Origin of the sequence: Methylobacterium aquaticum, from assembly GCF_001043915.1 — a bacterium.
Lineage (GTDB): Bacteria > Pseudomonadota > Alphaproteobacteria > Rhizobiales > Beijerinckiaceae > Methylobacterium > Methylobacterium aquaticum.
In genome coordinates, this window is record NZ_LABX01000214.1 from 1 (window position 1) to 18,918 (window position 18,918).

Here is an 18,918-nt window from a genome sequence, read left to right on the forward strand (position 1 = left end):
CAAGATCAACCAGCGCCACCAGATGCTGATGCTGGCACTGCGCATCGGCCGGCGGGCATTGCCGGTGGCTTGGCGCGTCGTCGCCACGCAAGGGGCCATCGGCTTCGAGGTCCAGAAGGACTTGCTCGCCGCGAGCCCTCGCCTGGCTGCCGCCCGAGGCCAAGGTCTGCCTGATGGCGGATCGGTTCTACGGCACGGCCAACCTGATTGCCTTGTGCCAGGCCCACGGTTGGGACGACCGCATCCGCCTCAAGGGAAACTTGAGCGTCAAGTCGCGCGGACGGTCGAAGATGACGACCGGCCAATTGGCCAAGGACAAGGTCTTCGCGCTCTCGGCTTTCCATCTGACGGCTCACGATGTTCCCACTCATCTCGGGATCGTCCAAGACCCTGGACACCCCGAACCGTGGATCATCGCCATGCCGGCCAAGCCTGGCTATCTGACGACGATGGACTACCCTGCGCGCCGGGCAATCGAGCCGATGTTTTCCGATTTCAAGTCGTGGGGGTTCGGTCTCGAAGACAGTCAGATCTCGTATCCAGATCGGCTCTCACGGCTGGTCCTCGCCATGGCCCTGGCTCTCTACGTTGCTGTGTCGACAGGCCAGTGGGATGCCACCGTCAATCCAAGTCCTGCCGAAAAAACTCTGCGATCAACGACCACGACAACTCGAACGCTCTCGAACCTCCCTCTTCACCAGAGGCTTGCGCTGCATCGTCAGGCTCATCGTGACCGCCACACCCATTCCTCCCTTGTGGACAAAACAACCCTTGTGCACAGCAAAACTGATGGATGGTGAGGGTGTGCCGGTCTGTGACGGTGGAGATCGTCAAGCGCTCGGATCAGGCCGTCGGGTTCGAGGTCCTGCCCAAGCGCTGGATCGTGGAGCGAACGATTGGCTGGCTCAATCGCTGTCGGCGACTGGCCAAGGATTGGGAGTGCCGCACCCGCAAGGCGCTGGCTTTCCTGCGCCTTGCCCCTATCCGCATCATGTTGCGAAAGCGCTGTCAGAATTCAATATGATCCCGGACAGACTCTTAGGCGTGGGGGACGGCTCAAGCGAGGCCCGGCACGACGCCCGGCCCGGACTACCTCACGAGGCTGCACCCCCCTTCCGCCATCGGCCGGAACGCGTCTTTGGCGTCGATCTCGCGGATCGGCTTGAAGTAGTCCCAGGCTTGCCTGCTCTCGGCCGGAGCCTTCACCTCGTAGAGCGTCAGGGGGTAAACCACCCGCCCGTCGATCCGAACGCTTCCCTTGTGGCCGAAATAGTCAACGGGGATCTCGCGCATCCGGGCGGCGACAGTATCGGCGTCGAGCGTGTCGGCCAGCCTGAGCGCCTTCAGGTAGTGCCGGACGGAGGCGTAGACCGACGCCTGCTGCTTCGTCGGCATCCGCTTCGTGCGCTCGAAGTAGCGCTTCGACCACGCCCGCGAGACATCGTCCTGGTTCCAGTAGAAGCCCTCGGACAGGAGGAGCCCCTTCGTGACCGCGAGTCCGAGCGTGTGGACGTCCGTGAGGTAGAGCAGGAAGGCGACGATCTTCTGCCCGTCGCCGACGAGGCCGAACTCGTTCGCCTGCTTGATCGAGGTCATCAGGTCCGCCCCGCCATTGGCGAAGGCGACGACATCGGCCTTCGAGCCCTGCGCCTGCAGCAGGAAGGAGCTCATGTCACCGACGTTCAGCGGATGCCGGACGGCGCCGACCACCTTGCCGCCGGCATCGGCGATGAACTTGCCGGCGTCACGTTCCAGGGCGTGGCCGAAGGCATAGTCGGCCGAGATGAAGAACCAGCTCTTCCCGCCCGCCGCGACGACCGCCTGCGAGGTCGCCTTCGAGTAAGCGTAGGTGTCGTCCTGCCAGGCCGTGCTGTAGGGCGAGCAGGCCTTGCCGGTCAGGTCCGAACTCGTCCCCTGCATTAGCGTCAGCCGCTTGGCCTGGCGGCCGATCTCCTGGACGGCCAGGGCGACGGACGAGACCGGGACGTCCGCGATGACGTCGACGCCGTCCTGGTCGATCCATCGCCGAGCGATGGCCGAGCCGACATCCGCCTTGTTCTGGTGATCCGCTGACAGGATCTCGACCGGGACGCCGTTGACCGCCCCGCCCTCGTCCTCGACCGCGAGCCGGGCGGCGGCGACCGAGCCCGGCCCGCCGAGATCGGCGTAGGGTCCGCTCATGTCGTTGAGGATGCCGATCTTGACCAGCGGCTTCTCGATCCTCGCGGAGGCAGGACCGGCCTCGACCATGACGAGCGCGGCGAGCGCGGCAGCCAGATACCGATGTCGGCGCATGATGCGATCTCCTGTGCTTGATGCGACGCGCATCTCTCGGCGGACTATCCTCCAGGGCGGCGTCCGATCATGGTGCGGTCGGGCGCCGTTATAGATTGTTGTTTTTGCTGAGTTTTCTGTGACGAACCGGTGTCCGCTCCGTCGGGGAACGCCCTAGACGCCGTAGATCCGGCCGGCCTCTTCCCGCGTCAGCAGGCCTTCGGCGATCTCCTTCGCCACGAGCGACCTGTCTCGTCCGCCGGGCGCGCCGTAGCCGCCGCCGCCGGCGGTCTCGATGACAAGCCGGTCGCCCTTGCGCAGGGTCGTGTTGCTCTTCGAGGGCAGCGCGATCATCTGCCCGTCGCGCTCGACGAGAAAGCGGGAATGCTGTCCCGGCTCGCCGCCGAACAGGCCCCACGGCGCGACCTTGAACCGGTCGGAATAGGAGTTGAAGGTCACGCCCTCGTCGAGGATCCGGTAGACGCGCCGCGCGCCGAGACCGCCCCGCCGCTCGCCGGCCCCTGCCGAGCCCCGCCGGAGCGCGTATTCCTCGACCCGCATGAACGGGTAATCGGCCTCGAGCGCTTCGACAGGGACGTTCGAGCAGTTGCCGACATAGCCGTCGACCACGTCCGCGCCGTCGGCGCCGGCCGACGCGCCCCAGCCTCCGCCGACCACCTCCATGTAGACCCGGTAGCGTTCTTCCGACATATGCCCCATGCCGATCGCGTTGGTGGTGTCGTGCCCGGAGGCGAGGACCTGGGTCGGGACCACCTGCGACATCGCTTTCATGATGACGTTGTAGACCCGGTGGCAGGCGTTGTTGCGGGCCCTGACGGCGACCGGCTGGCTCGGGTTGAGAAAGCTGCCGTAGGGCACGTCGACGCGGCGGATCGGCCGGTAGAGCCCGTCGTTGACCGGGATTGTGCCGCCGCCGAGCAGGATGCCCATCGCCCCGTAGGCGGCGGAGATCGTCGAGGCGACGGGCGAGTTGATCATTCCCTGCGTCTGGGGCGCGGACCCTGCGAAATCGAACGCGATGCCGTCGCCCTCGACCGTGACGGTGACGCAGACGCGCAGCGGCTCGTCGGTGAAGCCGTTGTCGTCCACGAAGTCGTCGGCCCGGTAGACGCCATCGGGAATGGCGCGGATCGCCTCCCGCGCCAGGCGCTCGGAATAGTCCTGGAGCTCCGCCGCGCCGGCGAGCACGGTCTCCTCGCCGAACCGCTCCAGCATCTCGATGAAGCGCGCCTCGCCGGTGCGGTTCGCCGCCATCTGGGCGTAGATGTCGCCCATCACCTGGTCGGGCGGGCGCACGTTGATGCGGATGAACTGCTCCAGGAGGCCGTCGCCGAGGTCGCGCTCGACGTCGAAGCGCGACAGCGGGATGCGCAGCCCCTCCGAGAACACGTCGGTGGCCGAGGCGTTCGGGCCGGCGGCGCCGCCGCCGACGTCGATGTGGTGGCCGAGCGAGGCGCTGAAGGCGACGAGCTTATCCCGGAAGAAGACGGGGGTGAACAGCACGATGTCGTTGAGGTGCTGCGCCCCGCTATAGGGGTCGTTGGTGATCAGGCCCTCGTTTGGGCGGATGGTCGACAAATCAAAGCGCCGGGCGAACGCCTCGAAGACCTTCCCGAACGAGTTCATGTGGATCGGGCAGAACTGGGCCTGCGCGATGATCCGGCCCTGCCGGTCGAGGAACGAGGTCGAGCAGTCGCGCGCCTCGCGGATGATCGTCGAGTAGGCCGAGCGCACGAGCTTCTCGCCCATCTCCTGGGCGATGCCGTGCAGACCGTTGCTGATGATGTTGAACGTGGCTTGGCTGAGCTGTCCGGACACGATCAGGCCTCCGTCGTCAGGATGAGGGCGCCGGTCGGATCGACGGTCGCGGTCCAGCCGGGCGGCACCAGGGTCGTGGCGGTCGGCTCCTCCACGATGGCGGCGCCCTCGATGCGGGTGCCGGGGGGAAGGTCGGCCCGCCAGGCGAAGCGGCACGGCACGCGGGCGCCCTCGAACAGGATCGCGCTCTCCTCGATCGGGGCGGCGTCCGTGTCGGGCCGGCGCGGCGTGGTGAGGGCGTCCATCGCGTTCGCCGCGGCGGGAACCGAGGCGGTGAGGCGCAGTGTCACGATCTCGACCGCGTCCATCGTGGAGAGCGCGCCGTAGCGGGCCTCGTGCGCCGCCTTGAACTGCGCCTCGACGTAGGACCGTCCGAGCGTGCGCAGCTCCTCGAGATCGACCGGCGCGATCAGCTCGTAGCCCTGCCCGACGAACCGCATCTCGAACTCGTGCCGGAAGTCGATCTCTCCGGGCGCGCGGCCGAAGCCCGCGAACTCGGCCTCAGCCTGGGCGCGCAGGCCGGCGAACGCGTCGGCGACCTCCTCGGCCACCCGGTCGCCGACCCGCAGGAACCGCGTCTCGCGGTAGATCCGCTTGAGGTCGGCGACGAGCAGGCCGAGCGCGGAGAACAGGCCCGGATAGGGCGGGATCACCACGCGGCGGATCTTGAGTTCCCGCGCCGTCAGGGCGCCGATCATCGGGCCCATCCCGCCGTAGCAGTAGAGCGCGTAGTCCTTGGGATCGTGGCCGCGCTGTACCGAGACGAGTCGGACGCCTTGGCTGACGTTGGCCGCGCCGATCTCGATCATCGCGCGGGCGAGGTCGCCCGGGCCCTGGTCGAGGGATTCGGCGAGATCGCTGAGCGCATCGCGCGCCCGCTCCGGGAGGAGTGGCATGCGTCCGCCGAGGAAGCGGTGTGGCCTGATCCAGCCGAGCTGGACGAGCGCGTCGGTCATCGCCGGCACGGTGCCGCCATGGCCGTAGCAGGCCGGCCCCGGCCGCGCGCCCGCCGAGCGCGGCCCGACATGGAGCATGCCGCCGGCGTCGACCCAGGCGAGGCTGCCGCCGCCCGCGCCGATATTGGCAATATCGATGCTCGGAAGGCCGACCGGGAGCCCCGCGACCTGCGTCTCCGCCGTGACGTCGGGACGGCCCTTGGCGATCAGGCAGATGTCGGCGCTCGTCCCCCCGATATCGAGCGTGATGACGTCCGCGTCGCCGATCGCCGCCGCCATCTGGGTCGCGCCGATGACCCCCGCGGCCGGGCCGGAATTCAGCATCTCGACGCCGCCGCGGTCGAGGCCGCTGCTCGGCAGCACGCCGCCTGAGGATTGCATCACGAACAGGTTGGCGTCCGGGGCCTCCGCCGCGAGGTGGCGCTCGAGCCGCGCCAGGTAGCGGCCGACCAGGGGCACCAGGTAGGCGGCCATGGCGGTGGTCGAGGCTCGCTCGTATTCCCGGAACGTCGGCAGGACGTCGGAGGAGATCACGACCGGGAGCCCGGGGTGGCGCGCGGCGATGACCTCCCGCACCCGCTGCTCGTGGGCGGGCTGGCGATAGGCGTGGAGCAGGCAGATCGCCACGGCGTCGGGCTTCTCCCGCTCCACGAGTTCGGCCATTGTCGCGACGAGCGCCGCCTCGTCGAGCGGCGTGACGATCTCGCCCCGCACGTCGACTCGCTCCACCGCCTCGACGCACAGGTTCAGGGGAACGAGCGGCTCGGGCTTGCGGCAGGCGATGGCGTAGACGTTCGGGCGAAGCTGGCGCTGCAACGCGAGGATGTCGCGAAACCCCGCGGTCGCCACGAAGGCCGTGCGGCCGCCCTTGCGCTCGATCACCGCGTTGGTCGCCACGGTCGATCCGTGGAAGAGCTGGCGAAGGTCCGACAGGTCGCCGTCCAGCGCCTCGCTCAGCCCGCCGATTACGCCGATCGACGCGTCGTGCGGCGTCGACGGCACCTTGTGGGTCTTCACCTCGCCTCCGGCGATCCAGATCAGATCCGTGAAGGTGCCTCCCACCTCGATCGCGACCTTGGTCCCGGTCCTGTGTGATGTCTGCGGCATGTGGCGTTTCCTGATTGGGGGCGTCCGGCCTCAGCCGAGCGGGATGTCGTTTTCGACGGTGAAGCGGCGGCGCTTCAGCTCGTCGAGGAATGGCTGGACGGCGAAGTATTCCTCCGGCCCCCACACCCCCGGCCGCATCGGCGCATCCCCCATCAGCTGCACGCCGACGGACAGCCCCATGGAGGTTCCGGCATCAAGGTAGCCGTCGTAGAACGGGTCAGAGCGGCCGATGACGGCGCAGTTCACCGTGACGGGCTTGCCCTCGACCATGCCGCGCCCGATCGCGAGGTGCAGCTCCTGCGACGTCGTTTCGGGGATCGCGTGCCGGTTGCGCGCGATGTTGCGGGCCAGGAGCGTCTCCAGGAAGCGGCCGGGCTTCACGAGCGCGCCGTCGACCTCGATCGGGTCGTCGAAATCCCCGAAGCCCGCCTTCACCAGCCCGGTCCAGGCCTCGTGCTCGCGGTCGGGCAGGTGGAGCTTCCAGGTGAATTCCCGGATGCCCTTGTCGCGGATCCCGTCGGCGAACGGCACCGTCAGCGGCTCGGAATGCTGGGTGTACATGAACTCGGTCGGGCCGAACGGCTCGGGCAGGTGCAGCACCTCCCGGCCCGACTGGGGAGCCATTTCGCGAAGGGCGCCGTCGATGAATTGCTGGGACGGGTTGGCGTACTCGGCGAGGATCGTCGAGACGGCGTAGGGCGGCTCGAGCACCGGGCTTTCGGGTCCTGCCTTCCTGGCGGCCCAGTACAGCTTGATGCTGTCGATCCGCTCCAGCCGCTCGGCCACGGCCTTGCAGATCACGTTCGAGATGCCCGGATCGGCGCCGAGGCCGAGGACCGCCGTCAGGCCCGCCGCGCGCCAGCGCTCGTGGTGCGCCTTCTGCTGGACCGTGAACACGCCCATGCCGCCGTAATCGACGTAAGGGACGCGCGCCTCGAAGCAGGCATCGAAGATCGCGAGCTGGTGGCCGGCGAAGGTCGGCACGGCGTTGATGCACAGATCCTGGTCCGCCAGGGCCGTCCGGAGCGCCCGCGGATCCGCAACATCCAGGACGAGCGCACGCAGCCGCGGGTCATCGAACGTGTTGACTAGGCCCTCCGCCCGTTCGAGCGAGGTATCCGCCACGACGATGGAGGTCACGTTCCGCGAATACGGGGCGACGAGATCGCGGATCGTGCCGCTCGCCATTCCGCCCGCGCCGCCAAGGACTAGGATTCGCATCGCGCCACCTGGTGCACTCTTGAAGACCGATGGCGATAGATTTGAACAACAATGCAATTGACGCAAGAAAAGAAAATTGCCAAATTTCGTCAATTCGATTGACGAAATCGGTGCCTATCCGTGAAGCATCTTGGTGGGAATCTCACCGCGCTGCGCTCATTCCATGCGCTGGTGAAAGGCGGCGGCGTCGGCGCGGCCGCGTCGGCCCTGAACGTCACGCCCGGGGCGATCCGGCACCAGCTGCGCCAGCTTGAGCTGGAGGTCGGCCAGGAACTCTTCGTCCGCAGCAAGCGCAACCTCCAGCTGACGGCGGCGGGCGCGCGCCTGTTCGAGACGGTGGGCCGTGCCTTCGCGGAGTTGAGCGCCGCATGCCGCGGCCTCGCCGTGAGCGACGTCCAGGGCGAGCTGCGCGTGTCCTGCGCGCCGGCCTTCGCGGCTTTGCGGCTGATGCGGGCGATCGACGTCTTTACCCAGAGCTACCCGCAGATGAGCGTCCGGGTGTTTCCGGCCGAGCGGGCCGACGAGACGATGGACGTCGTCATCGCGTATGGCGAGCGCCCGGTGTCGGGCACCCGGATCGCGATCCTCAAGGATGAGACCTACTTCCCGGTCTGCAGTCCGGCGCTGGCCTACGAGAGCGACATCACCGGGGTGGGGGACCTCGAAGGCCTCGTCGGCCTGCATGCTCGGGACTACGAGGATTGGCAGCGCCTTCTCGGGTCATCGTCGGGGCGGCCGATCCGCTTCCGGCAGGAGGTGGTGTTCCCCGACGCGCACCTGTCGATCCAGGCCGCGCGCGAGGGTCTCGGCGTCGCGGTCGGCACGTCGATCCTGTGCGCCGACGATCTGCGCCGCGGGACTTTCGTTCGCCTGCTCGACATCGAGGTGCCGGCACCGAACCCGTACTTCATCATTCAGCCTCAGGGCTCGAGGCACCCAACCGTCGACTTTTTCACGTCGATCGTTGTCGAGCAGGTGGAAACGTCGCGAATGAGCTAACGCAATTTTTTAACGAAGTGGAAACTGTTTATTCAAGTAAAAACGGTATTAATGAAGATCAAACTCTGAGCTATAATAAATTACGGTCTGGCAATAAATATTAGTAAAATTAACTCAAGCTTAGACGATCCTCGCCTGACGCTGGAACGATGATCGTGATCCAGCCGAACGAATGCTATAATGCATGTGATTTCAAATATTTATATCTTAACAAGTATGAAGTCGCCCCATATCTAGCGATAGCAGGCGCTCGTCGCTCGTGAGGAGCGCATATTTTCTCATCATGCAGCCTGCCTAAGAAATATCAACCACGGTGGTCCGGTTGCTGAGCGCGTATCGCCTCGCGTGAATTGAACGCGAGAAGCTGCAGGCTGCAGATATAGCAGGCTCTGCGGCGCCAATATGATCCGGTTGCCGTAAGCACGGTCGTTCGTCCCAGGTGATACGCCGCCGACAGCAAGAAGGGCCGCCCGGAGGCGGCCCTCGTTCAACTCTCGGTCGATAAGCCCTCAGGCATGGCCGTAGCTCTGCCGGCGCAGGGAGGCCGCATGCAGGTTGACGACGCTGACAGCGATAAAGGTCAGAACCAGACACGTCACGATCACGCCGAAGAAGGCTTCCGACCCGTAACCCAGGGCCGCCGAGCCGATATAAGCGCTGACGATTGCGCCGGCCCGCCCGAAGCCGGCTGCGGCCCCGACTCCGGTCGAGCGGATCGACGTCGGATAGACGTGCGTGGCCAAGGCATACAACGAGCCCTGCGCCCCGAGGAGAAAGAACCCTTCGACGAAGAGAAGCGGCATCAGCAGGGATTGGCTGGAGGCGGAGAGCGGGATCACGGAGAGGATCGCGGCCCCGAGCGACGCGGCGCCCGCCATGGTCAGGATCCCGATCCGGGAGCCGTATCGCCCGATCGCCCACGCCGCAGCGATGCAGCCCGCGACACCACCGAAGTTGAAGAGCGACAGGCCGAGGCTCGCCAGCTTGACGTCGATCCCCTTGCTCGTCAGCAGCGTCGGGGCCCAGGCATAGAGGACGTAGACTGGCAGAAGGCAGAAGAAGAACGCCACCCACAGCGCGAGAGTGCTGCGCCGGTAATCGCTCTCGAACAAGGCGCCGAAGGAAGCACGGGCGACGGTCGCGCCACGCTGGTCGACGAAATGGCTTCCCGCCGGTACGGCGACGCCGAGAGCGCGCACCGATGTCTCCAGCCGCCGCCTGTCGGCACCCCGGCGCAGGAGGTATTGCGGAGACTCGGGCAGGGCGAAGGCCAGGATCACGGCGACCAGCATCGGCGCCAGCCCGCTGACCACGAACAGGCTGCGCCAGCCGTAAGCAGGCAGCAACTGCGCCGCGAGAAGGCCTCCGATCATGCCGCCGATCGGGATGCAGACGATACCGAGCATGACCGACAGGCTGCGCCGGTGCTTCGGCGTGAACTCGGCGATCAGCGTGGTTGCGGCCGGCAAGGCTCCGCCGAGGCCGAGGCCGGCAATGAAGCGGTACAGGCTGATGTCGGAAGGACCGTGCGCCAGCGCGATCGCCGCCGTCGCGAGTCCAAAGAGGATGACCGACCCGACCAGCGCGACCTTGCGGCCGATCCGGTCGCCGAGAAATCCGCCCAGCGGCGTGCCGACCGTCATGCCGACGTAGCCGAGCGCGAGCGCCGGGGCGAAATCGCTGCGGGTCACGCCCCATTCCGCCATCATCGACGGGATGGCGAAGCCGAGGATCTGGTTGTCCAGCCCGTCGAGAATGATGGCGAGCGCGCAGAGCAGCAGGACCTGCTTGCGCGAACGGGTCCACGCCCCGTCGTCGACGAGCAAGCCGAGATCGACCGCCGGGCCGGTGCCCGACGTGACAGGTGCAGCATTCATGGTCTTTCCTCCCAGGTGAATTTTTAGGCCGCAGATATGCCCGACGAGGGCCTGCGATCAGTCGTCGATCAGTCCGGCATAGTTGGGCGTCATCGCGAGCAGGGGATCCCGGCCGCGCAACTGCTGGTTGATGATGCCTCGCAACCAGCGAATGGCCGGGTCGTTCTCGCGCCGTCTGTGCCAGAACTGCTTGAGCCGGATATCGGGAACCGCGAACGGAGGCGGGACCATCTTCAGGCCAGCTCCGGCGTACCAGGCCCCGAGCGAGGCCGGCACGATCGCCACCATGTCGCTGTTGGCGATCAGCTGCGGCACGCTCATGAAGTGGTTCATCTGCAGCAGCACACGCCGTTCGAGCCGCAACTCGCGCATCCGGCGCTCGACGATCTCCTGGCTGCGACCCTGTTCGTTGACCACCAGGTGATCGGCCGCGAGGAACTGCTCCAGGCTCAGGGTCGAGCCGATCGTCGGATGATCCTGACGCACGATGCAGGTGAACGGATGCTCGACGAGATCGTCCTCGGCGATGCTCGGCGACGACAGGTCGGGAAAGTAACCGATGGCGACGTCGACGTCGCCCCGATCCAGGGCGTCGCCGAGCTCGCGGTGATGCATGGTCACGCAGCGCAGACTGGCCTTCGGGGCCTGCGCCCGCAGGCAGCGCAGGAGCGGCGGAACGAAGACGAGAACGCCGATGTCGGACGTCGTGACCGTGAACACGCGCTCGCTGCGGGCGGCGTCGAAGGTCGGCTTGCGCAGGATGTCCCGATCGATGGCTTCCATAACGGCCCTGACCGGACCGATGATCTCCTCCAGGAACGGCGTCGGCCGCATGCCGCGTCCCGTCCTGAGAAACAGCTGATCACCGAAGAAGGCGCGCAGCTTGGCGAGATTGGCACTGGCCACCGGCTGGCTCATGCCGAGCCGGCGGGCTGCGGCCGAGAGATTTCTCTCCCGTTCGAGCACGTCCAGCATCAGCAGGAGGTTGAGATCCAGCCGCCGGATATCCATCGAGCCGATCCTGATGTCAGGGATGGTGCCCCGGGAGGCTACCACGCGGACGGACGGGGGAGCGCCCGCCGCCGGGACATCAGGCGCAAGAGCGTGATCCCACATGGGTCCGGAGCCTCCGCGCCGCCGTCAGGGTGTTCGCCAGCAGCTGGGCGATCGTCATCGGGCCGACCCCGCCGGGAACCGGCGTGATGGCGCCGGCAACCTCCACCGCTTCGTCGAAGACCACGTCGCCGACGAGGCGGGTCTTGCCGGACGAGAGCGCGACCCGGGTGATCCCGACATCGATGACGATGCTGCCGGGCTTGATCGCCTCGCCGCGGATCAGGCCGGGCACGCCGGTCGCCACCACCAGGATGTCGGCCTCGCGCGTCCGCCGGGCGAGATCCGTCGTCAGATGATGCGCGATCGAGACAGTGCAGCCCGCCTGCAGCAGGAGCCGCGCCATCGGACGCCCGACCACGTTCGACGCACCTACCACCAGCGCCCCTAGACCGGCGAGATCGTCGCGGACCGAGCGGATCAGGCGCATGACGCCGAGCGGCGTGCAGGGCACGAGGCCGTTCGCAGCACCGCTCGCGACGCGCCCGACATTGAGCGGGTTGAAGCCGTCGACGTCCTTCTCGGGCGCGATCGCATCGACGATCTTGGCCGAATCGATCTGGGCCGGCAGGGGAAACTGGACCAGGATCCCGTGGATGGCGGGATCCCGGTTCAGCTTCCTCACGAGGGCGAGCAACGTGCCCTCGTCGATGCCGGCCGGCAGATCGTGCCGGATCGAACGCATCCCCACCGCTTCGGTTTGGCGGACCTTGCTGGCGACGTAGACGTGACTGGCCGGATCGTCGCCGACCAGCACGACCGCGAGACCGGGGCGGGAGCCACCCTGGGCGAGGAAAGCCTCCACGCCGTCGGCGACATCCTGGCGGAGTGCGGCGGCAAGCGCCATCCCGTCGATGATCTGGGCAGGCATGATCAAGCCACGAGTGGGAGCTAGACTTTGGACAGGTCGGCGCGCCGGTTGTCCTGCTTGTAGGGGGCGGGAGCCACCTTGGCGCGGATCACCTTCTGGCGGTCGCCGGGATTGCCCCAGATCACCTCAACGTCGGTGCCGATCTCCGCATGAGCGACGTCGATCACGCACAGAGAGAGCATCTCCTTAAAATAGTAACTATAGCCGCGCGAGGTTGCGACGCCGACTTCACGGTCGCCCAGAAGCACCTTGTCGGCATACATGAAGCCGCGCTGGTCGCGGGGCATCTCCATGAAGTGATACGGTTTCTGATCCTTGCGGAAGAGGGAGGCATAGACATCGGCGACGTCGTCGCCGTCCCAGATCAGCGTCCGCATCACGCGGCGCGGGTGGGCGACCTCCTCCTCGAGCGCCTTGCGCCCGATGAAGTCGTGATCGAATTTGATGTTCTTGCCCCAGCCGAGCTCGACCGGGCTGCGATACCAGGCGCTGATGTCGTCGGCCTCGAAGCTGCCGGCCACGTTGAACGTCGAAGCGAAGGCCGGCATGGCGGCGCGGAACTCGGCGAGGTAGCCCGCCATCTCGGGCCCGAAGATGCCGGGCAGGTAATCGGTGACGATCGTCGGAAAGCAGGCTTCCAGGTGATTGATGAACGCCGCCCTGCCACCGAGCTTCTTGAGACCAAACTCCTGGCCGACCGAGATCAGATGCTTATACACCTGAGGCGCTTTGGCGATCGGTCCCTGGAGCTCGAAGCCGATCTCGCCGGACATGCCCTGGCGCAAAGCCAGCATTCGGCAGCCAGCGATCTCGATCTCGCCAGAGCGCATGAACTTGATGTCGCGCAGATTGGCGCCGGACGCCTTCTCGAGCAGCGCCAATGCGGTAGGCCCGGCCACCTGGAAATTGAACCAGTCGTCAGCTTCCGAGGCGACGTCGTAGTTGCCGTTCCGGCGAACGTGATCGACCCAGAACGTCCCACGACCAAACAGCATGTACTCGTCATCGGACAGGCGCGTCAGGATGCCTTCTGCGATGACCTTGCCGTCCTGGTTGGTGTGCGTGACGTGTTTCGACTGGAGTACGTCGAACTTGGCGAAGCTGTTGATCGACGTGTCGCTGAACAGCTTGAGGGCATCCGGCCCCTTGAAGCGGCGTTCCCACAGGAACGACCAGTCGCCGATCGAGCATGTTTCTTTCCAGGACATGCTCTCGTCGATCCAATCGGTGTACTCGGGCATCCCCCAGCGGCTTGTGAAGTATCCTTCTGGTATCTTGCGCAAGTCGGGCGGCAGCATGGTGTTTCCTCCGGGTTTCAGAATTTGCTGGATCCAGCTGCCGATGCTCTCACCCCATCGCCGGTGGCTCACAGGGAGGCCGGTCAGTGCGACCTCGGCATCATGGATCGGCGCGGGGCTCAGTTGGCGAAGACGACGGTGCGTTCGCCGTTGAGCATCACGCGGTCCTGCAAGAATAGGTTCACGGCCCTGGAAAGGACGCGGCGTTCGATGTCCCGGCCCTTGCGCACCAGATCGTCGGGCGTGTCCCGGTGGGTGACGCGCTCGACGTCCTGCTCGATGATCGGGCCCTCATCGAGGTCGGCCGTGACGAAGTGGGCCGTCGCGCCGATCAACTTCACGCCCCGGGCATGGGCCTGGTGATAGGGCTTGGCGCCCTTGAAGCCGGGCAGGAAGCTGTGATGGATGTTGATGCACCGGCCCGAGAGGAAGGCGGATAGGTCGTTGGACAGGATCTGCATGTAGCGGGCGAGAACCACGAGGTCGGCGCCGGCCTCGGTCACGATGGCCTTGATCCTGGCTTCCTGCTCCGGCTTGTTGCCATTGTTGATCGGCAGGTGGTGGAACGGGATCTCCCCGATCAGGCTCACGCTCAGGGCCTCGCGCGGGTGGTTGGAGATGATTCCGACCACATCCATGGCAAGCTCGCCGAGCCTGTGCCGGTAAAGCAGATCGCCGAGGCAATGATCGAATCTGGAAACGCAAATTACAACTTTCTTGCGCTCTGTCTTGGTGCGAAGCAACCAGCGCATATCAAAACGCGCCGCGACCGGTGCGAAAGCGTGTCTTAGCGTGGCAGCGGCATCATGCTCGGCCGTAAAATCGATGCGCATGAAGAAACGGCCGTTCTTGGTGTCTTCAAATTGCTCTGCTTCAACGATATTTGCACCTTGCTCATATAGGCAGGCTGAAACTTGAGCGACAACACCGGCTCGGTCCCGACATGAAATTACAACAATGTATTGAGGTGGATCCGATCGGGATACATCTGACACGGCTCGTCCTCCCACAATCTGCGTCTTCGCAGACTGCAATGCATTAATTTAGTTTTGCGCATTTTGGTCTGTCTATTGTATCGGTGAATGCGATATTGGCTAGTGGCTATTTTCAAATAGGCATTATCTGATAACAGGATATCACGACGTATTGTGCCGAAGCGGGCGAAGGCGTCAGGCTCAATCCGGCCTTGAGACCATGCAGAGAAGCCTCTGTTCGCAACCCGTCGGACGAGCCATGCCCGGGGTAACGGCTACCGCCCGCCACGGCGTGAAGGTGCGGATCTCTGCCGATGCGGCGCGTGCCGAGGGCTTCCCGCATCATACCCTCGATCAAAACGAAGCGGTGTTGCCATGCGCGCGCAGCCGTTCTGCCGGCTCGCATATCTCCAGCGGCCGAGCAACGATACCCCAGCAGGCTATCCAGAGAAGCCGAATTGGTCGTGAGCTAGCCTTTATATCATTAGATGTTGTTTTTGACATAGATGTCGACATGTAAATATATTGTTATAATTGTATTGAATTTTGACAATTGCTTCGCTGAACCGGTTCGACGTCTCAACAAGAAAACGACAGATGAATGGGAGGATCCGATGTACGACTTCTCGGGCAGCACGCTCCTGTTGACGGGTGCTGCCGGAGGCATCGGCAAAGAGACGGCTCGGATGTTCCTGTCCGGGGGCGCAAACGTGGTGCTTGCCGATGTCGATCTCGAACGCACCGAGGCGGCGCGCCTCGAGATCGGACAAATCGATCGCAGCCTGTCGGTTGCCTACGACGCCGGCAGTCCGGACAGAGCCGACGCCGCCATATTGGCCACGACCGACCCTTCGGCGCGATCGACTTCCTCGTTGCCTCGGCGGGGATCTACACCGATCACGCCGTCCGCACGATGACCGACGAACAGTGGCGCAGGACTATCTCCATCAACCTCGATGGAGTCTTCTATCTCTGTCGGCGCGCAATGGACGTGATGCGCGATGGCGGCGCGATCGTCACCCTGACGTCGATCGCGGCCCATTGCGGCGGCAGCTTCGGCCATGCCCATTACAGCGCCTCGAAAGGCGGCGTCCTGGCGTTCACGCGCAGCCTGGCGCGCGAGCTCGGCCCGAACCTGCGGGCGAACGCCGTTTCACCCGGCATTATCGAGACCTCCATGACGAAGGGGCTGATCGCCTCGCGAGCCACGACGGTGCGGGAGCAGACGCCGCTAGGCCGGGTCGGACGCCCAGACGAGGTCGCCAGCGTGATCGCCTTCCTGTGCAGCGACGCTGCGAGCTTCGTCAACGGCGAGGCGATCCACGTCAACGGCGGTTTCTACATGGGCGGTTGACGTTGCGACCGGCATAGACCGGCCCGGATCGTCAATCGAACCAACCTTCAAATGAAAAACACTGATTTTCCGCCATCAAGAGCGGACGATGACGTGCGCCTCGCACGACAATTTTAAACATACAACAAACATCGTAATCATATGACTGCGTCGAAGGAGGAATCATCCAAGATTGTGGTCTTCGACGCCCTCGCGACGGAGCCGTGCGTCTACACGATCACCTTCGACTACAAGACGCTGGGTCAGCTTCAGGCCGACTTCATCGGCAAGAAGCTGAACGGCAAGGGCAACGTGCTCGAAGTTCGCGGCATGGCCGGGAACGCGGTCGACGAGGAGATCCACCAGGCGGTCATCGCCGGGCTGGCGAAGTTCCCGGGGATCAAGGTGGTCGGCTCGGTTCGCGGCAACTGGACCCAGACGATCGCCCAGAAAGAGGTCGGCGGCGTCCTGCCCACGCTGCCGGAGATTGACGCGGTCGCGACGCAGGGCGGTGACGGCTGGGGCGTCTACCAGGCATTCAAATCCGCCGGCCGGCCCGCCCCCACCATCGTGATGGGGAACCGGCAGGACGAGCTGAAGCTCTGGGACGACCTCACCGCGCAGCCGGGAGGCTACGACACGTTCTCGGTGTCGTCGGCGCCGGGTATCGCCTCCGTGGCGTTCTGGGTCGCCCAGCAGGTGCTCGCCGGCAAGCACGCGCCCAACGAGATGATCATGCCCCTCCTCACCATCGAGGGGAAGGACCTCAAGGCGTGGCTCGCCTCGACGCCGCAGGGTGGCGTCGCGACCCCGGTCTACTCGCAGCAATACGCGGTCGACCTCATCGACGCCAACGCCGCCGGCCGCCCGGTTCCGCCGCCGGTCCCGCCGAGCGGAGGCTGACATGCCGTTCGACTCTCAGCCCCTCGTCGAGCTGGCGGGCGTCGGCAAGAGCTTTGGGGCGCTGCGCGCCCTGACCGGGATCGATCTCAGGATCGCGCCCGGCCGGGTCGTGGCGGTGATGGGGCATAACGGCGCCGGCAAGTCGACGCTGATGAACGTCCTCACCGGGACCCTGCCGCGGGACGCCGGGACGCTCTCGATCGCCGGCGAGGCGGTGGGCACCGGCTACGGGGTCGCCCGCGCCCACGCGCTCGGCGTCCGCTGCGTCGTCCAGGAGCTCTCACTCTGCGCCAATCTGTCGGTGGCGGAGAACACGCGGATCTATCACCGCGAGCTGAAGGGCCTGTCCTGGAAGCGACGCGCGAGCCGGCTCATCCTCGACAAGCTCGACGAGATCTTCCCGAACCACGGCATCGCCGCGGACCAGACGGTCGGCGACCTGCCGATCGCCAAGCGCCAGATGGTCGAGATCGCACGTGCCTTCACAACCATCGACGCGCCGGTGCGCCTCGTCATCCTCGACGAGCCGACCTCGTCTCTGGACGGGCGCTCGGCCGAGCAGCTGATGCGGTACGTGACGCAGCGGCGCGACGCGGGCTGCACCGTCCTGTTCATCTCGCACCGCATGGTCGAGGTGATGAACCACACCGACGACGTCGTGGTGAAGCACGAAGCTCGCCTGAGCGCTGCGTGAGGCTCGCCAGCCGACAATGCGCCGGGCGAACACATCGATGACGAAGGCCACGTAAACGAAGCCCGACCACGTCGCCACGTAGGTGAAGTCGCTGACCCACAGGGCGTTCGGCCGTGGAGCCTTGAAGTGACGGTTGACCCGGTCGAGGGGGCAGGCTGCGGCCGGGTCGGGGATCGTGGTACGCACGGTTCTGCCACGCACCACCCCCGCCAAGCCCAATCGGCGCATCAACCGCGCCACCGTGCATCGCGCGGTCACGCTCCCCTCCCGAGCCAGCTGCCGCCAGACCTTCCGCACACCGTAGACGCAGAAGTTGGCCTCGAACACGCGCTGGATCTCGATCATCAACGCCGCGTCGCTGCGAGCACGAACCGGTTGCTTGCCGGGGTCAGTACGCCGGGCGGCATGCAGGTAGTAGGTCGACGGGGCAATCGGCAGAACCCTGCAGATCGGTTCGACCCCGTAGACCTCCCGATGCTCGTCAATGAAGCTGATCATGGCCGCGACCGGCAGTCGACTTCCGCCATGGCAAAATACGCGCTCGCCTTGCGCAGGATCTCGTTGGCCTGGCGCAGCTCGCGAACCTCTCGCTCCAGCGCCTTGATCAGCTCCCGCTCGTCCGTCGTCTGCCCGGGCCGCACGCCTTGATCACGCTCAGACTGGCGCAGCCAGTTCCTCAGCGTCTCGCCCGAGCAGCCAATCTTCGCGGCAATCGACTGGATCGCCGACCATTGCGAGCCGTGCTCGCCTTCGTGCTCGCAGACCATCCGCATGGCACGCTCGCGCACCTCGGGAAAAACGGCGTTGTTCGCTTCGTCATGGCTCCATCCTCTCAGAAGTTGGAGCCTCCGGGAAACCCGGAGCGGTTCAGCTGAAGAGGAGCCCGGATCCAACTGATACGCGGGGTCTGGCACACCAAAGACGAACCGATCTCTCCGCCGACGGCATATCCACCATGCCACATGCTTCATCCGCGAGGGACGGCGAAGCCGGTGACGAACTGATACGCATTGCGGGAGATTTCTTCCGGCATGCCTATCGCCAGCCTGCGCGGCGCTTGAGCGAAGCCGACTTCCGCATTGCGACGCGATCGATCGGACGTCGTATGATCGGCACGCCCCGGGCGCGGCCCTCCCGGCTTGCGCCCGGGCCCGATCGCGGGCAGGTGGCGGGACAGGTGCCACGGTCGAACGAGAGAGCCCGTCCAGCGTTGCCGAGCGATGATTCCCCGGGCCTGGCCCGCCTCGAAGGCCTGATCGGCTATACCCTGCGGCGGGCGCAGGTCGCGGTCTCCCGCAGCTTCGTCGAACTGTTCGCCGATCTCGAGGTGCGCCAGAGCCAACTCGGCGTGCTCACGGTGATCGAGGGCAGCCCGGGCCTGCGGCCGAGCCAGGTCGGCGCGGCGATCGGCATCAAGCGGGCCAATATTGGCCCGCTCCTCGACGCGCTGGAAGCCCGC

Annotated in this window: 14 protein-coding genes, 3 pseudogenes and 1 other annotated feature; of the genes and pseudogenes, 7 read left to right on the forward strand and 10 right to left on the reverse strand. The window is 65.8% G+C overall.

Going from position 1 to position 18,918, the window contains the following annotated elements; genetic code table 11:
* Positions 1-146: 146 nt before the first annotated feature.
* Positions 147-800 carry a transposase gene (locus tag VP06_RS36640; protein WP_342586851.1) on the forward strand — a complete coding sequence of 218 codons (654 nt, stop codon included), beginning with the start codon at positions 147-149 and terminating at the stop codon, positions 798-800.
* A gap of 17 nt (positions 801-817) precedes the next feature.
* Positions 818-1,024: pseudogene (locus VP06_RS25225) on the forward strand (transposase); the annotation flags it as partial.
* Positions 1,025-1,089: 65 nt separating this feature from the next.
* On the opposite strand, the gene VP06_RS25230 reads toward VP06_RS25225, so the two are convergent.
* The 4 genes from VP06_RS25230 to VP06_RS25245 form a co-directional block, all read right to left on the reverse strand.
* Positions 1,090-2,295 (reverse strand): ABC transporter substrate-binding protein, encoded by a 1,206-nt coding sequence (locus tag VP06_RS25230; RefSeq protein ID WP_048466563.1) that lies wholly within the window; start codon positions 2,293-2,295, stop codon positions 1,090-1,092.
* A gap of 153 nt (positions 2,296-2,448) precedes the next feature.
* Positions 2,449-4,113 carry a hydantoinase B/oxoprolinase family protein gene (locus tag VP06_RS25235; protein WP_048466564.1) on the reverse strand — a complete coding sequence of 555 codons (1,665 nt, stop codon included), beginning with the start codon at positions 4,111-4,113 and terminating at the stop codon, positions 2,449-2,451.
* A 2-nt stretch (positions 4,114-4,115) separates the two neighbouring features.
* The gene (locus tag VP06_RS25240) at positions 4,116-6,176 is read right to left on the reverse strand and encodes a hydantoinase/oxoprolinase family protein (protein WP_048466565.1); all 2,061 of its coding nucleotides are present in this window, start codon (positions 6,174-6,176) and stop codon (positions 4,116-4,118) included.
* 30 nt (positions 6,177-6,206) lie between these two features.
* A complete protein-coding gene (locus VP06_RS25245) occupies positions 6,207-7,397 on the reverse strand; it encodes a saccharopine dehydrogenase family protein (RefSeq protein WP_048466566.1) in 1,191 nt (396 codons plus the stop codon).
* A 120-nt stretch (positions 7,398-7,517) separates the two neighbouring features.
* Between VP06_RS25245 and VP06_RS25250 the strand changes: the two genes are divergently transcribed.
* Positions 7,518-8,396: a LysR substrate-binding domain-containing protein gene (locus VP06_RS25250; protein WP_048466567.1), complete on the forward strand. Its 879-nt coding sequence runs from the start codon at positions 7,518-7,520 to the stop codon at positions 8,394-8,396.
* A gap of 509 nt (positions 8,397-8,905) precedes the next feature.
* Here VP06_RS25250 and VP06_RS25255 read toward each other — a convergent pair.
* The 5 genes from VP06_RS25255 to purU all read right to left on the reverse strand — a co-directional run bounded on the left by VP06_RS25255 (position 8,906) and on the right by purU (position 14,550).
* Complete coding sequence (locus VP06_RS25255) at positions 8,906-10,222, reverse strand: MFS transporter (protein WP_197093284.1); 1,317 nt, start codon at positions 10,220-10,222, stop codon at positions 8,906-8,908.
* 108 nt (positions 10,223-10,330) lie between these two features.
* On the reverse strand, positions 10,331-11,284 hold the full coding sequence (locus VP06_RS25260) for a LysR family transcriptional regulator (protein ID WP_048466569.1): 954 nt from the start codon (positions 11,282-11,284) through the stop codon (positions 10,331-10,333).
* Positions 11,285-11,363: 79 nt separating this feature from the next.
* On the reverse strand, positions 11,364-12,257 hold the full coding sequence (folD, locus tag VP06_RS25265; RefSeq protein ID WP_048466570.1) for a bifunctional methylenetetrahydrofolate dehydrogenase/methenyltetrahydrofolate cyclohydrolase FolD: 894 nt from the start codon (positions 12,255-12,257) through the stop codon (positions 11,364-11,366).
* A gap of 20 nt (positions 12,258-12,277) precedes the next feature.
* Entirely contained in the window at positions 12,278-13,555 is a 1,278-nt protein-coding gene (locus VP06_RS25270) for a glycine cleavage T C-terminal barrel domain-containing protein (RefSeq protein WP_048466571.1), read from the reverse strand.
* Between the two features lie 119 nt (positions 13,556-13,674).
* Positions 13,675-14,550: a formyltetrahydrofolate deformylase gene (purU, locus tag VP06_RS25275; protein ID WP_048466572.1), complete on the reverse strand. Its 876-nt coding sequence runs from the start codon at positions 14,548-14,550 to the stop codon at positions 13,675-13,677.
* A gap of 593 nt (positions 14,551-15,143) precedes the next feature.
* Between purU and VP06_RS38805 the strand changes: the two are divergent.
* The 3 genes and pseudogenes from VP06_RS38805 (at position 15,144) to VP06_RS25290 (ending at position 17,459) form a co-directional block, all read left to right on the forward strand.
* Positions 15,144-15,883: pseudogene (locus VP06_RS38805) on the forward strand (SDR family NAD(P)-dependent oxidoreductase).
* Positions 15,884-16,024: 141 nt separating this feature from the next.
* Positions 16,025-16,765, forward strand: a complete 741-nt coding sequence (locus tag VP06_RS25285; RefSeq protein ID WP_053082032.1) for a substrate-binding domain-containing protein — start codon at positions 16,025-16,027, stop codon at positions 16,763-16,765.
* Position 16,766: 1 nt separating this feature from the next.
* Positions 16,767-17,459, forward strand: a complete 693-nt coding sequence (locus VP06_RS25290) for an ATP-binding cassette domain-containing protein (RefSeq protein WP_053082033.1) — start codon at positions 16,767-16,769, stop codon at positions 17,457-17,459.
* Here VP06_RS25290 and VP06_RS35275 read toward each other — a convergent pair.
* Positions 17,394-18,232: pseudogene (locus VP06_RS35275) on the reverse strand (IS3 family transposase); the annotation flags it as partial. The gene VP06_RS25290 and the pseudogene VP06_RS35275 sit on opposite strands and share 66 nt — an antisense overlap.
* Positions 17,883-17,999: a sequence feature (AL1L pseudoknot), on the reverse strand. (Overlaps the previous pseudogene by 117 nt.)
* Positions 18,233-18,669: 437 nt before the next feature.
* On the opposite strand from VP06_RS35275, the gene VP06_RS25300 reads away from it, so the two are divergent.
* Positions 18,670-18,918, forward strand: a 249-nt coding sequence (locus VP06_RS25300; RefSeq protein WP_425350949.1) for a MarR family winged helix-turn-helix transcriptional regulator, incomplete at its 3' end; no start/stop codon positions are given.

Bases quoted from the DNA above. Each gene is read 5' to 3' on its own strand.
- VP06_RS25230 (WP_048466563.1), bottom strand. From the start codon at position 2,295: ATGCGCCGACATCGGTATCTGGCTGCCGCGCTCGCCGCGCTCGTCATG.
- VP06_RS25240 (WP_048466565.1), bottom strand. From the start codon at position 6,176: ATGCCGCAGACATCACACAGGACCGGGACCAAGGTCGCGATCGAGGTG.
- VP06_RS25245 (WP_048466566.1), bottom strand. From the start codon at position 7,397: ATGCGAATCCTAGTCCTTGGCGGCGCGGGCGGAATGGCGAGCGGCACG.
- VP06_RS25260 (WP_048466569.1), bottom strand. From the start codon at position 11,284: ATGGATATCCGGCGGCTGGATCTCAACCTCCTGCTGATGCTGGACGTG.
- folD (WP_048466570.1), bottom strand. From the start codon at position 12,257: ATGCCTGCCCAGATCATCGACGGGATGGCGCTTGCCGCCGCACTCCGC.
- VP06_RS25270 (WP_048466571.1), bottom strand. From the start codon at position 13,555: ATGCTGCCGCCCGACTTGCGCAAGATACCAGAAGGATACTTCACAAGC.
- VP06_RS25285 (WP_053082032.1), top strand. From the start codon at position 16,025: ATGACTGCGTCGAAGGAGGAATCATCCAAGATTGTGGTCTTCGACGCC.
- VP06_RS25290 (WP_053082033.1), top strand. From the start codon at position 16,767: ATGCCGTTCGACTCTCAGCCCCTCGTCGAGCTGGCGGGCGTCGGCAAG.